General features: G+C 53.3%; 9 protein-coding genes. All 9 read right to left on the bottom strand.

Translation table 11 applies throughout. The features are described 5' to 3' along the window. Positions 1–18: 18 nt before the first annotated feature. The 9 genes from IEY53_RS06460 to IEY53_RS06420 all read right to left on the bottom strand — a co-directional run bounded on the left by IEY53_RS06460 (position 19) and on the right by IEY53_RS06420 (position 14,674). Positions 19–951: a helix-turn-helix domain-containing protein gene (locus IEY53_RS06460; protein ID WP_189023108.1), complete on the bottom strand. Its 933-nt coding sequence runs from the start codon at positions 949–951 to the stop codon at positions 19–21. Further along, positions 948–1,958, bottom strand: a complete 1,011-nt coding sequence (locus IEY53_RS06455; protein ID WP_229696018.1) for a Gfo/Idh/MocA family protein — start codon at positions 1,956–1,958, stop codon at positions 948–950. The genes IEY53_RS06460 and IEY53_RS06455 overlap by 4 nt, the downstream gene beginning before the upstream one ends. Before the next feature lie 212 nt (positions 1,959–2,170). Further along, entirely contained in the window at positions 2,171–2,944 is a 774-nt protein-coding gene (locus IEY53_RS06450; RefSeq protein WP_189023106.1) for a class I SAM-dependent methyltransferase, read from the bottom strand. Between the two features lie 267 nt (positions 2,945–3,211). After that, positions 3,212–3,613, bottom strand: coding sequence for a hypothetical protein (locus tag IEY53_RS06445; RefSeq protein WP_229696017.1), 402 nt, complete (start codon positions 3,611–3,613; stop codon positions 3,212–3,214). A gap of 443 nt (positions 3,614–4,056) precedes the next feature. Further along, complete coding sequence (locus IEY53_RS06440; protein ID WP_229696016.1) at positions 4,057–5,529, bottom strand: amidase family protein; 1,473 nt, start codon at positions 5,527–5,529, stop codon at positions 4,057–4,059. Positions 5,530–5,552: 23 nt separating this feature from the next. Beyond that, positions 5,553–6,308 carry a GNAT family N-acetyltransferase gene (locus tag IEY53_RS06435; RefSeq protein WP_189023102.1) on the bottom strand — a complete coding sequence of 252 codons (756 nt, stop codon included), beginning with the start codon at positions 6,306–6,308 and terminating at the stop codon, positions 5,553–5,555. Between the two features lie 82 nt (positions 6,309–6,390). Next, a complete protein-coding gene (locus IEY53_RS06430) occupies positions 6,391–7,149 on the bottom strand; it encodes a VOC family protein (protein ID WP_189023100.1) in 759 nt (252 codons plus the stop codon). Then, positions 7,146–8,030 (bottom strand): stalk domain-containing protein, encoded by an 885-nt coding sequence (locus IEY53_RS06425; RefSeq protein WP_189023098.1) that lies wholly within the window; start codon positions 8,028–8,030, stop codon positions 7,146–7,148. Before IEY53_RS06425 ends, IEY53_RS06430 begins: the two co-directional genes overlap by 4 nt. 29 nt (positions 8,031–8,059) lie before the next feature. Beyond that, complete coding sequence (locus IEY53_RS06420) at positions 8,060–14,674, bottom strand: non-ribosomal peptide synthetase (RefSeq protein WP_189023096.1); 6,615 nt, start codon at positions 14,672–14,674, stop codon at positions 8,060–8,062. Between the last annotated feature and the right edge of the window lie 13 nt (positions 14,675–14,687).

The raw sequence follows: 14,687 nt of genomic DNA, 5'->3' as shown, positions 1-14,687 counted from the left end.
TCCTCCTCTAATTCGATATCATTTGGCTTGCTTGGTCTTCCGGTAGGCCGCTGGCGTCATTCCAAGCCGCTTGCGGAACACGGAATGCAGATAGGTTGCGTTTGAGAATCCCTCCGACTGGGCGATCTGTTCAATGGACTGGGCGCTCTCCACGAGCCGCTGGCAGACGGATGTCAACCGGATGTCCTCCAGCACTTTGCTGAAAGGCTTGTCAGCATTCATCTGGCGAAATATACGCTGCAGCTGCCGCGGGCTGATGTTCAGCTTTTCAGCGACATTTTCCAGCGTCAGACTCGCCGGAGAATTGGCCTCCATATACTGGACGGCATATTGATACCGGTAGGCGACCATATTCCGGAAGGGGGCTTCGGTGCCGATTTCGCCCGAATCATAAGCTCTCACCGCTTTTAACAAAATGCTGATCACCAGCTGTTTAATCGAGGTATAATATCCTCTATGTTTCCCGTCGCACACCTCATACGCTTCCAAAAAACAATTCATCGCCCCGTGGCGGTCCAGCTCGGGCTTGAGCGGCAGCGTGCTTAGTTTCTCCATGCATTCCTTCGCTTCCGCCGTCTCCCAAGGATCGGCATTCGCTGAATCATGGCGGATAATGTCGACATGCAGGCACAATTCGTCCATTGCCTCCTCGTTTGAGGCTGCCTGGTAATGCATGACGCCGGGGCCTGTCAGGTACAACATCCCTTCGGACAACGAAAAGGTCTGATCTTCGAGGATGACCGTACCTTTCCCCCGCGGAATGAAATGGAATTCAAATTCGGCATGATTATGAAAATCAACGATTCTTCCCGGCTCAAACGAAGTTAAATGAAACCGCAGTACCTTGATCTCATATTGACCCCAGGTAATCTTAATATCGAGCCTCTCCAAGAGATCCTGTTTCTCGAACATGACCTCAAACGGGAAGGGAGTCAACTTCAGGCTGTTCATGGCTGCAGGCTTACCGCTTCCGGCCGGATGACGTTCCCCTCTTTGGCCGAACGGTTGGCCGCTTCCATCAGACTCGTCAACTCCACCGCCATTTGAAGGTTGCTTTCCGCAATCGTGTTGTTCTGAATATGCCCGACCCACTGTTCAAAAGCGCTTTCACGCCGGCTGTACGGTGGCACCTCAATCCAGGCTTCTCCCTGATTCTCCGCTTGATTGGATCTAAGCAGCAGCTTGTCTTCCGGAGTTCCAAATAAGACGGTTCCTTCCGTGCCGTGCACCTCGACTGTAAACGGGGAATGGCTGTTCACGAAGCCCGCTTCCACCACTCCGATAGCCCCCGAACCGGAAAAGAGAGTCACCACGGCGTTGTCTTCAACTTCTTTCCCTGTGACATAGCCGAAATTCGCACTGACTCCCGTCACCTCCTGCCCCAGGAACAACCGGGTCAAATACATCGGATGACAGCCGAGGTCGATTAACGCTCCGCCTCCGCATTGCTCCAGACTGTAAAAATGCTCCGGAAGCCACCCGGCCAGCGCACCATTGTGGGACAGCCGTACTCTTACATAGGTGATGTCGCCAAGTTGACCACGGGCCAGAATGTCTTGAATAGCGAGCGTATAGCCATCGTTTAGACGGGGCAGGGAGACCGTAAGCTTCACACCGCTCCGCTCAATCTCCTCCATGATTTCCCGGACTTCCTGCAGGGAAGGGGCAATCACTTTTTCCGTGAAAATATGTTTGCCCGCTCTGGCTGCGGCGATAATGACTTCCCTATGACGGTTCGTCGGAGCATCCACGATGATGGCGTCCAGGTCTGGTTGTGCCAGCATGTCTTGTAATGATTCGTAATAAGGAACCCCCAGCTTGGCGGCGGCTTCCCTGCCACGGACCGGATCTTCATCCCATACAGCCGTTATGACCGTATCCGGATGCTCTTGCGCCTGCTTGGTGTAATCCCAGGCATGAACATGCCAATAACTGGCCATACCCATTCGAATACTCAATTTTATTACCTCCCATTCATATATAATATCCTGACATCTATTGAATAAGGTAACACACTGGAATGTATTTTTTAAGTAGGAGTATGCGACATCACTATATAATATTACGACATATACCTTTGTACCCTCTAGTACCTTCAAGAACAAGAAAGGTTATCGTTGCAACAAAAAAAGCCGCCAGTTATAGGCGGCTTCTTATGACACAAATGTCCTTAAACGGATTCCTTGATGGCTATGATGCGCAATCGGCTGGTGTCGACCATCCATTGGCCTCCCCGCTCAAGATGTGGCTTAACCTTTGCCTCAATGGCGCGGTAGATCGTCGCTCGATCTTCACAGGTGACGTCGCTGAAGAAATAACCGGCGAACCCGTCAAGCCAGCCCCGGACTCCAGTATTCCCCTTTAGCGGAGTTGGCCTGTCGAAGTGCTGAGCCAAAGTGACACGGAAGCCGGTCTGCTCCAGCAGGCTGGCGTATTCACCAATGGTGGGATGATACCAGGGGTTCCGTCCCGCCCACGCATAACCATGCTCCTCCAGCACCTGCTGCATAGCGGAGGTCAGCACGGCAACATTGCCACTGCCGGCAAATTCGGCTACGAATCGGCCGCCCTCCCGGAGTGCCAGCCAGATGGACTGAGCAACTGCGGGAGCATCCTTGATCCAGTGGAAAGCTGCATTGGAGAATACAGCGTCAAAGCGGACATCTGTCCGGTAATGACAAATATCTTCCGCCTGAAAATTCAATTCAGGGTACTTCTGTCTGGCCCGCCTCACCATTTCCTCCGAAAGATCGATACCTGCGGGTAACGCTCCGGCTGCTACAACCTCAGCCATTAAGTCCCCATTCCCGCAGCCCACGTCCAGAATTCGCTCATTGGGCCCAGGCTGCAGCATGGATAAGATCTCGGTTCCCGGTTTAACATAATCCGCCTTATTGACATACGCCTGAGTACTCCAGTAATTGGTAGCGGGTTCGCTAGTCATAGTTACAGTCTCCTTTTTGTCTGAATGATTTATAAACTTTGAAGATACATGATATCTATAATTAATCAAAGCTTAGTATTGCCCTAACAGCAAAGCTGTCCCGCTACCGGTGCCCGCGCACCGGCAATCAAACAAAACATCGTGTGAAGGGAATAATAGTGAAGGGCATAATCTGGGTTATTGAATATCCCTTGATTTTAAAGACTATATGTATCCATAATATCAACAAATCTTTCAACCTGTCAAATATGATGAACAGTCTTCTTTTCATTTAATTTTAATTTCGTGCATAACGTCCTTATATTTCTCAAGATTGTATCGGAATTCCAATTCATGGGATATCATCGTACTTTTGAGCTCTTCTAATCTTTGCATTAATTCTTCTGAAAATTCGATGATATTGCTCCATGAAAAAACAAATTTATTAGAACTCTTTATTGCTTTATCCTCAAACAGTGACTGATGAGTAGTCCAAATCACCGTTTCATTGTTAAGTAGAACGTCTACATAATACCCTCCACAACCGAAAATCCCGCATGTACAAGTAAACATTGGATATTTCCCCGAATAAAGTAACGATTTTAAAAAAACATCTTCTACAAACACTTCATCTTTATCTAATTCATAACCGTTGATATATAAGGAAATCCCCCAATCAATAACAGGCATTAGTACCCTCTTGTGCTTAGAGATATTCTTATATTCTTGTCTGATCTTAATCTCCATCTTCATGGATAATAAATCTTGTTTGTTTTTCTTTGAAAAAATCGTCATGATACACCCCAGAAATGTATTTTAGCTCTACCGCAAAATAAGATATTGACAGATTTACGGACTGGAGAAGCGTTATTTCGCGAAATCAGCTCATTTTGCTGGCCAAACGGACTCAGGAGCCGTTAATTGATCCATTGGCCCTCATTTTGGGCTAGAGATCATGAAATAAGCGCTCCTGTGTCCGCATAACAGGACAACATCCTTCGATTCCTCAAATAAGGTCCAAGGAGTCCGCTTCCTGGCACAGCTGGTCCGGTACCAGTTATTGCCCGGCCCCAGTCAACCGCTAATTATGGATCTGAGCCTGCCTATATTATAACGTCTATTATAACGTCTTTTTACGAATAGCCCGGCGGAATTTGGAATCCGCCCGTTAGTGACTCGCATATTTCGGCAAAATCAATGCTGATGTGGTCTTTGAAATGCCCGCTGACAATCTGTATTCCGCAAGGCAATTCATCGCTTGCGCGGTTCAGCGGCAAAATCGTGGCCGGCAGCCCAAACACAGTCGCGGGGATGTTCCAGATTAAATGCTCGTTATATCCGGTTGCCTGTCCATTCACATCCAGAGCCCTTCTATGTACCGCTTGCTGCATATGGGGAATAGCCAGCACCGGACTGATGGGCAGCAGCAGAACGTCATATTCCTGAAGCAAGGATGAGATCATGCCGTTATAGTGTTGGCGCAGACGGTCCGTCTCCGCTTGTTCCCCCTCACTTTGATTCATCGCCCGGTAATACTCGTCAAGCCCTTCGGGAAAAGCCTTCGTTACCAAACGGGAGGCCCGCAGTCCAAGAGAGGCCAGACTGGCAGTAAGCCGCTGCCTTGAGTTGAAGGAGGTGCCGACAAGCCGTCCGGACAGCTTCATAGCCAGCTCGAACAAATCGTCCATCCGGATCTCCGGAGGCATCCCGTGGTGAACCTCCACCCCCTCCATCCCCGATAAGGCTTCTGTAAAATCGGCATATCTCCGTTTAATCCGTTCATCGAGTTGATGCCCCGGCGCTTCAAACCAGGTCAGCACTCTAATCTTCGCTTGTTCCTTTAAGGTGTTTTTGCGGAAATCAGGGGCAACAGACACATCCACCCACGGATCATACAGGACATCCATCATCAGCCGCAGATCCCTGGCGCTGCGGGCCAAGGGCCCAGCCGCCGACAAGTCGGGTTCGCTTGGATCACCGGGAGGATTGCCGGGGACATGCCCTCTAAGCGACAGCATTCCAAGACTGCAACGGTGGGCGTATACGCCAGTATAATGCGCAGGAATCCGCAGGCAGCCGATCAGATCGCTGCCGAATTCCACAGGCGTGCAATCCGCTGCCAAGGCGGCCGCGCTGCCGCCGGATGAACCGCCCGGGGTTAAGCTTATGTCCCAAGGGTTGTTGGTCGTGCCGTACAGGTCGTTATAGGTCTGCCAGTCTGAGGTCATCGTCGGCACGTTGGTTTTTCCCAGGATGATGGCGCCAGCTTGGATCAAGCGTTGCACCGTGACTGCATGTCCTGCGGCGATATTATGTTTAAGATGCGGGGCTCCGGATGTAGTAAGCATTCCGCTGACATCAAAAGACTCCTTCACCGTAAGGGGCAAACCATGCAGCGGCCCATGCTTCCGGCCTTCTTTTCTGTCACGGTCCGCCTGATCCGCCTGGGCATAGGCAGTTTCCCGCTGCTGCTGCACTACGGCATTGAGTTGTTCATTCACAAGGTCCATCCGGCCGTAATAGTAATCCAGCAGTTGCCTGGAAGTAACGTCGCCCTGTTCAAGCAGCCGGATCACGTCGGAAGCGGCAAGATAAGCTACATTCAAGTTGTTTCCTCCCTGTATCTGTTCTATTTGGCACTGTCCAGCAGTTTCGCAAACTTGCCCGGACTCATAATCTCATGGGTGATAAACTTGCCGTTAAGAAATAGACTGAAGGTGGTCCATACCGAGGGGGCGGCCTGAGCTTCTTCCCTGGTAGTCAGGAGATGAGCCGTAAACGGAAGGCCCCTTTCCTTCGCCACAGCCCGCAAATCCTCCAGAATGCCCACGGCAAATGGACATTGTGCCGTGTAATAGATACAAATTCCATTGTCTGTGGCCGGTGTTGACTTCACGGAATGTGCAAAAGACGGTTGTTCCCCTTCATCGTTCCATTTGAGCACAGCCAACTCGAAATAAGGAGCCGATTCATCGGCGATTTGAAATCCCATATGCTCAAAATAACGTTTGTCGCTTAAATAAGGCATCTTCTTCTTGCTTACAATATGCACAATGCCATCCATCCCCAGGGCCTGGGCATCTGTTATACATTTATCCAGCAACTGTTTGGAATGACCGCTATCCTTGTGTCTGCCCGATACCCACAGACAGTTAATATACATATAGTTAGGGGCATTTAGCGGTATCCATGCCTTCTCGGCAGGCAAATATTCAATAAAAACCTTCGCCCGGTCATTCAGCCGGTAAAATACCAGCCCTTCCTCCATCCGTTCGCTCAGCCATTGCTTTTTGTCCCGGACCGCCTGTTCATATTGCTTAGCGCCGAGTGCGCAGCAGATATGTTCTTGTCCGATATTTTCTTTGGTAATTTGCAAATAGGTCATTGTGTCACTACCTCACTATTCATTATAGGAATACCCGGGACAACCTTAGGTTAATTAAGAGCTATCCCGGATGATTGTTACCCTAGAACCCCTGCTGAATGGAAAAGAAAGCTCCCTGCGGGTCCTGCAAAGTGGCAAATGTCCCGCCACCCGGCACAGGCGTTGGGGGGATCACCACAGTACCTCCCAAGGCAACGGCTTGACGGATGATCTCCCCGCAACCGGGAACCTTGAAATATAGTCCCCAGCCACTGCTCATGTTCACCATGTCCTGGGGGATGGCCTTTATGCCGGCTGCGTAGTCTGCTCCTGCTTTGAACTGGAGATAACGGCCCGACGGAGTTGGCACTTCTTCCATTGACCACCCCAGCAGTTCCGTATAAAAATGAGCGGCGGTGTCTAAATCCGTTGTGTACAGCTCATGCCAGTCTATACTGTACAGTTCGTGCTGAACACCCGAGCCACGATGCTCTGCCGCTTCCCATAAAGCAACCATCGCTCCGGTAGGATCACGGAATGCGCACATGATGCCTTTATCGCCTATGCGTCTTGGAGCAATGATGATCTCTGCTCCCAGTGACACAGCCCGCTCAGCCGCGATACCCACGTCCTGAACGGCAATGTAACACCCCCAGAAGGAGGGCAGCTGGGTATCGCCCAAGGAATACATGGCAGCCACATCCTGTTCGTCCGACTGGAATACTGTATAGCTGCGCCCGTCTTCCATGGTTGTGCTTTGCGTTGTCCAGGGAAATAATGCGGTATAGAATCCAGTGGATGCTGCCGGATTGCCGCTGCCCAGCTCGGCCCAGCAAAATGTACCTTCGTTATAATGCTTCATAGATCTTTGAACCGGAGCTGAATTTCGGTAACCTGCTTACGGTAATCCTTCAGATCCTCCTGCACATAGACTTCCCGTGACGGCGATGTAAGCTCGACCCGTGTATTTTTGGCATATAAGTCCATTTGCGCCCAGACGTCACCCAGAGTATCCGGCGTTCCCTGGTGAACCACCGACAGGAAATAACCGCCCTCCAGCGTTTTGGTGACAATCGGAATCGTCTGGCCGTTGTATTCAATGGATTTGCCTTCCACCGCTTTGCTGACGGGGATGCAAATCTCGGTGTCGTGCCCTTGCTCATAATTCTGCTCATAATACAGACTCATGCCCTTGCCATTGATGACGTCTTTCACTTCGTTGTCCAGCAGGGTAAAGACCTTCGTGATTTCCTCGTATTGGCCGCGGTAACGGACGCTTGCGACCTGAATGGGAAAAACATACTTTTTGACAACGGTGAATTCCGGCTTCAGATCCACTGCGGTCTTCGCCGGATTCCAGGCCGCTTCAAGCCCGATAGCTTCCAATGCCTCCACAGGGACAAGGATAGCGGACTTATGTTGCTTCGGAGCGGTTGGAAGAGCAACAGTCTGTTCGTTGACCTTCATCTGCTTGCTGCCGATGACCAGTATTGCCGTCCGGGCAAACGTTGACAGGGTAAGCTCTTTTCCTTTGGCATTCCACTTAAGCTCTGCACCCAGTTCTTCAGCGACGGGCCGAATCGGCACCAGCCATGTCTTTCCCTCTTGAACCGGTGAAGCTCCTGTGAAGGTAATGGGTGTACCGTTCCAAGAGAACTTGACCGCTTGAGCGGGAGCCGATAAGGCGGAGCCGCCCGGACAGGCCAGCACCGCAATAAATAGCAGCAACAAAAATTTCTTCATCCTTCATTCCTCCTGTAACTCGGATTCTTTTATCGGCCTTGCCGTTGTTTGCCGGCCAGCTGGGCCAGAGCGCTGCGCCGGGAATCGGCCCGCTCCCGCTCCAGAGGCAGTCCGTCCTGAGGCCGGGAAGTAGCTTCATCTTCCAGCAAGAATTCACACAACTCTGTAATCGTTGGATATCTGAACAGTTCTACCATGGTCAGCCTGCTCCCATAATCCTCCTGCAATTCACGGAACAGCGCCACCATGGTGATCGAATCACCGCCCAGATCGAAAAAGTTGTCATGCAGGCCAATATCCTGACGGTTCAGAACCTGACGCCAGGCGTCCGTAATCCGCTGCAAGAGCTGAGCTGATCCCGAGGACAGTTCACCGGTCATGAGAGCGGCCGCTTCATTGGTTTCCGGGAGCTGCGGTTCCTGATGTGCAAGCGCTTTGCGGTCCACTTTGCCATTGGCCGTCAGCGGAAAATTCTCCAGTTCCTGTATTGCGGACGGCACCATGTACGAAGGCAGCTTCTCTTTCAAATAGGCTGTCAGGGCTTTGCCGATGTCCGGTTTGCTCTCTTTGGTGGCAGTTTTATCGGAAGAATAGAGATTCATTTCGTCAACCTGGCCGGCCAGGGTCATTTGCTCTGGCGTAATTCCGCCTCCAAGCAGGCAATGCAGATAGACATCGTTTGCGTGCAGCCGGAACATCGGCCGAATGTGGTCAAAGCCCAGAGTCCCCATCTGAATCAAACCAATCCCGTGCTCAGGACCTTTATCTTCCAGCAGCTGCGAGATAATCCCGGCTTCCATCATCGAATAACCCAGTCCATCCTTCTGCCCGTACATAGGGGCGATTGCGTCCATGCTGCCGATCAGGAAAATCTGGAAGGCCGAAGCCTCATAAACAGCGCGGTTCCCCGGCGCATGAACGGCAGCATCTATCCGCGGGTCTTCTTCAAGCAGTACTAGCTGATGCTCCTTGCGGTTGTAATAATAAAGCCCGGCCGGAAGATCCTCTACCGCCCCCGGCTTCAGGTGAAAGTAGACCTGAACCGGATACAGCCCGCCTGCTGAACCATATTGGAACTTGGGAAAAGGCAGGCCGTCGAAGGTTCTTTGCGACAAAGCGGACGTAAATGCCCCGAATTGCCGCCGGGAAATCGGCTCCTTCACGAAGCTGCGGTAGCTGCGCCGCCGCAAGAAGGGGACGGCACCTTCTGCTGCATCGTCCAGACTGTAGCTTTGGCCGGATAGATTCTTTCGCAGTGCAGGTTCATTCAGTTTGAACAACATCCGGTCCACCGCGCCCGTAATCAGCTCCTGCCCGGCCATACCCGAGACCCCGTAAGCCTGTTCACGGTCCACGGTCACATAAGCGGACAATCGCTTGCGTTCGCCTTCCCCCTGAGCAAGTACCGCGGCCTCCTTGATATAAGGATGAGATTTCAGGGCAGCCTCGATCTCGCCTAACTCAATGCGATGACCGCGTACCTTAATCTGCAAATCCTCCCGTCCCAGGAATTCAATATTCCCGTCTGCCGCATACCGCCCTAGATCACCGGTGCGGTAGAGCCGCTGGCCGTTCAGAGGATGGCGGATGAACCTTTCCAGGGTACGTGGTTCATCCTGCCAGTAGCCCATTGCGAGTCCTTCTCCCCCAATGTACAGTTCCCCGCTTACGCCAACAGGGCATTCTTCCATCCGCTCATTCAGCACGTATACCCGTTGACCGGCAAGGGAACGTCCGTAAGGAATGCTGGTCCAGCCTGGCAAGACCTGCCGGACCGGATAAGCGATCGACCAAATGGCCGCTTCGGTGGCTCCGCCCAATGAGACTACCTCTAGCCCCGGATTCAACCGGCTGGCTGCTTGGGGCAGACCCAGCGGTATCCAGTCGCCGCTAAGCAGAGCCAGACGCAGCGAACCGCAGACCGGTGATTTCATGTCCTTGACCAGTTCGGTAAGCATGCTCAAAAGTGCCGGCACTGTATTCCAGAGGGTCACACCTGTCCGGTTCATCAGCTCCAGCCAATGTGCAGGGTCCCGGAGATGATCTTTGTCCGGCAGTACGAGTGTGCCTCCTGCAGAAAGCATGCCGAAGATATCAAATACCGACAGGTCAAAGTTCAGCGCGGACAAGCCGAACATAACATCATGCGGACCCACATGATAAGTGTGCAAAATATCTTCAGTGGTATTAAGAACAGCGCGGTGATTGACCATGACCCCTTTGGGAACCCCCGTGCTCCCTGAAGTGAACATAATATACGCCAGGCGGTCCGCCGCTTCCGGGTCTTCTGCTCCGTAGGTGCCGTCCGGTGTGCACTGCTCGGTAAGCACAATCGGCACAAGCTGCGGCCAATCTGTGTGATCCAAATGAGGCTCTACGACGGCATTTGCAACTTGTCCAAGCCGCAGGAGCTCTGCAATCCGGGCTTTCGGAAGCGAGGCATCCACAGGAAGATAAGCCCCGCGGGCCTTGAGAATTCCAAGAACGGCGGCAATCTGCTCCCAGCCCTTATGCATCACAACGGCCACCGGTTCACCCGGCCTGATCCCATTTCTAAGAAGTTGACCGGCCACATAATCAGCGTAGTGATTCAATTCGGAATAACTCAACTGCCGCGTTGAGGCGATAAGCGCTACAGCGGACGGTCGATTCCGGACATGGTTATGGTAACGCTCCAACAGGGAACCAGGTGACGAATTTGGCGGCAGCGGCGCAGAATGGAACGATGCAACCTCGTGCAGACGTTCACGATGCGGCATTCTGCGCGCAAGCTCCATGCTTAGGGGCAGGGGTTCATCCCAGACCTGCGACTCCCCAGCCAGCAACGCCAGCAGCTGGCAATAGGCCGTAAACATCTCGTCCAGCATGCCGTCCGGGAACAGTTCATCTACCGAATCCCAGTTAAAATGCAGTTCCCCATCCCGTTCCAGCACCTGATGATCCAGCCACACCTGAGGGGTCTGCGAGACACTGTAGCGGTCCTCCTGCAAGGCCTGAGCGGACTGGCCTTCGCCCCCGGCTTGCTCCGTCTGGTTCAGAATGCTCGTAAAGATCACGGGTACGATTGCCTTTGACGGTTCTTTATATTTGGCCAGCAGCTCCCGTGTTACCCGCACACCGCTGAAATAACGGTGATCCATATCCTCAAGCAGCCTGCGCTGGTGGCGCAACGCCCGGCGGATGAACGCGCCAGGTTCACGGTTGTCGATTTCCAGCAAGGTCAGAGAAGTGAAGTCCCCAATGACTTCGCCCACTTCGGGATGGATCGGCAGACGGTTGAATAAGGTCAGATTAAGTGCGAAATGCGCCTTGCGGCTCCATAACGTCAACACTTCGGCAAAAGCGGACATTAGCGCCACCGTAGAAGTAATGCCGTAACCCTCCGCCCTCTTTTTGAGCTGCTTCCAGTCGGGGGCGGATAACACATGCTGCCGCCGTCTGAACTCCGGCTTGAGTACTTGCGACGGTTCCTTCACAAGCTCAAACTGCGGTCCCATCGGCAGAGTATCCAGCCGGCTCTGCCAATACGCCTCGGAGCGGCGGAATAATTCGCTTTTCTCAATCTCTGCCGTGGCCAGCACATAATCACGGAACGACAACGTCAGCGGCTCGAAGAGATGGGCTGGATTCAAATACAGCACAGAGAGCTCGCGCAGCAGCAGCTCCAGGCTCCAGGCATCGGCGATCAGCAGATCAACGCTGATATGCAGCCGGACCCGGTCTTCCGGCAGCCGTGTCGCGCGGACATCAAACAACGGCCACTGGCTGCAATCCAGAACCTGGTGCGACATCTCTTCACGAATGGACCGCACATGCGCGTTCCGCTCCTGTTCCCCAAAAGAGGCCATGTCATAGGAACGGATCACATATTCGGGAACCTGAGGCAGAATTTGCTGCCGCCCATCCGGAAGGATCACCGCACGAAGCATGTCATGACGGTCAATCAGGGCTTGGAACGCCTGCTGAAATACCTGCAGATTGAGCTCCTCGACATCATTTTCAAAATACATATGGGTCGATACATTCCCAAGCTCCAGGCCCTCCGAACGGCCGATCCAGTAGGCTTTTTGCACATCGGTCATCGGAAAGGGATCATAACGCTCCGCCAGGGCAATCTGCACTTCGGGAAGATCTGTATAAGCGCTGACGCCTTGCCCCGCTTGTTCCGCCGCCAATGCGGCAAGATCGTCCACTGTGGGATGATCGAAAAACTGCTGGAGTGTAATCTCCGTCCGGAAGGTTTTGTTCAGCACAAACAAAATTTGGGTCGCCAGCAGGGAATGTCCGCCCAGCTCGAAAAAGGTCTCTTGTCCATCCGCGATCTCCACACCAAGGCTTTGCTCCCAGATTTCTTTGACTTTCTGCCGGTAATAATCGCCTACAGGCTTGTTCTCTTGGCTAATTTCCCTCGCATCAGCTGCTCCGGTGCGCCCGCTGGATGGGCCAATCCAGAATACCCCCCGTTCAAAAGGATAAGTTGGGAGCTCCAGCTTGCGTCTGCGTTCCCCTTCGTAATACCGCGGCCAATCCGGTCCGGCGCCAGCCAGCCACAACCGGGCGATTTCATTTTGCAGCCAATATAGTCCGCTTGGTTGTCCTGCTGCAGCCACCTGGCCGCCCGCTTGTCCGGGCTCGCCCAGGTTAAGAATATAGGCCTGCTCTGCCTGACCGGGAGCATGGCCGGAACTATTGTCTGTGCCTTCGCTGCAGACCTGAGTTAACGCCTCCTCCAAGGCGCATTCACCCTTCAGTACCTGTGCGACCCAACTTCCTGTACCTGTACCGATGATGGAGGATACCTCAATGCCCCAGCCGAGAAACAGGCGCCCAAGCGCCAATTGCAGCGCAAACGACAGTATTCTCCCGGTCACGGAAGCTTCCGGTGCAAGCCCGGATCGGACAGAATGCCTCAGGTCCAGTGGGTACGACCGGCGGATTTGGTCGGACAACTCGCCAATCCAATGCCGGAAGGACGGATTTGATTCATATAAATCGCGAGCCGCTTCGGCAGAGAGCACACAGTTCCGGGAGAAGCTGAAACAAACCGCAGGTTTGCCCTCCGCCATAGCTCCCGGACGGGTAACCCCTGTGACCCCGGCAGCCCTCAGCTGCTCCAGCAGATCGGTGCGCCCGCGGAATACAATTGCGGTGGAGACGGCAAATACCGCCCGGCCTGTCTTAAGGGTATAGGCCACATCGCTTAGATTCAGCTGCGGGTGTTCTTCTATATAGGCGGCCATATTGGCGCACATCCGCTCCAAGGCACTTGCTGTCTTGGCCGACAGGACCAGAAGGTCGCAACTGTTCTCTGCATCCCCTTCCGGCTGAACGGGTGCTTCTGCCAGCACCAGATGGGCATTGATTCCGCCTAGTCCAAAGGAGCTGACTCCGGCATAACGCCCCTGTTCACCGGCTTCCCAGTCCGACAACATATCATTCACATAGAAAGGGCTATTGTGTGCCTCCAGCTTGGGATTCGGAGTCTCGAAATGAAGGCTTGCCGGAATTTGCCGGTGCTTGAGCGAAAGTGCCGTTTTGATCAGGCCGGCTGCCCCGGAAGCCATCTCGACATGTCCGATATTGGTTTTGGCCGAACCAATCGCACAGAAACGATTGGAACGTGCCGGGGCAAATGCCCTGGTGAGCGCTTCAAGTTCAATATCATCTCCAAGCGGTGTGCCGCTGCCGTGCGCTTCAACGTAGGTGATCGCGTCCGGAGCGACTTGGGCGATACTCATGGCTTCAGCAATAACCGCAGCTTGCCCATCCACACCCGGAGCGGCGTAGCCGATCCGGTTCGCGCCGTCGCTGTTAATCGCCGACCCTTTGATCACGGCCTGGATTGTATCTCCGTCCCGCAGCGCATCTTCAAGCCTTTTCAATACGACAATTCCCAGGCCATTGCTGTATACAGTCCCGGTTGCCTCTGCGTCAAAAGCGCGAATCAGGCCATCCGTAGCAGTCAGACCCCCTTGGTGGTGTACATAGCCCGGAACTTGCGGGAATTTAAGGGTCACCCCACCCGCCAGCGCGAGATCGCATTGTCCGCTGAGCAGACTCTCACAGGCCAGATGCGTCGCCACGAGAGAAGTCGAACAAGAAGTCTGCACGGCAACCACAGGGCCGCAAATATTAAGACGATAGGCGATTTGTGCCGTCATATGGTCTTTATCATTGGCGATCATCAGCTGCAAATCACTGACGGATTCATTCCCGTCCCTGTCCGCAAGCAAGTGGTTAATCAGGTAAGTGCTGGTGCTGACCCCCGCGAACAAACCGATCAGACCGGGATAATTCAGCGGATTATACCCCGCCTTCTCCAGCACTTCCCAGGCACTCTCCATAAAAAGCCGATGCTGCGGGTCCGTGATTTCGGCTTCCCTACCGGTCAGCTTGAAGAAGGAAGCATCAAATTTCTCCGTATCCTTCAGTGAGGTATTCACCGGGATCAGGCCTTCGCTCCCTAAGCGGGTCAGGGGTTCGATGCCTGGTCCTGGCGGTGCGGGGCTTAACCGAAGCGCATCCGTCCCACTGGCGAGAAGCTCCCAATATTGCTCTACGGAATCCACCCCCGGGAACCGGCACACCATGCTGACGATGGCGATATCATTGCTTATATCCTGCTCCGACTGTTCATTGCTCACTGTGTTTCCTCCT

It is taken from the genome of Paenibacillus albidus, from assembly GCF_014644435.1.
Lineage (GTDB): Bacteria > Bacillota > Bacilli > Paenibacillales > Paenibacillaceae > Paenibacillus_AQ > Paenibacillus_AQ albidus.
The sequence above is the reverse complement of the archived record's forward strand: the minus strand, read 5'-3'. Positions and strand labels throughout refer to the sequence as shown.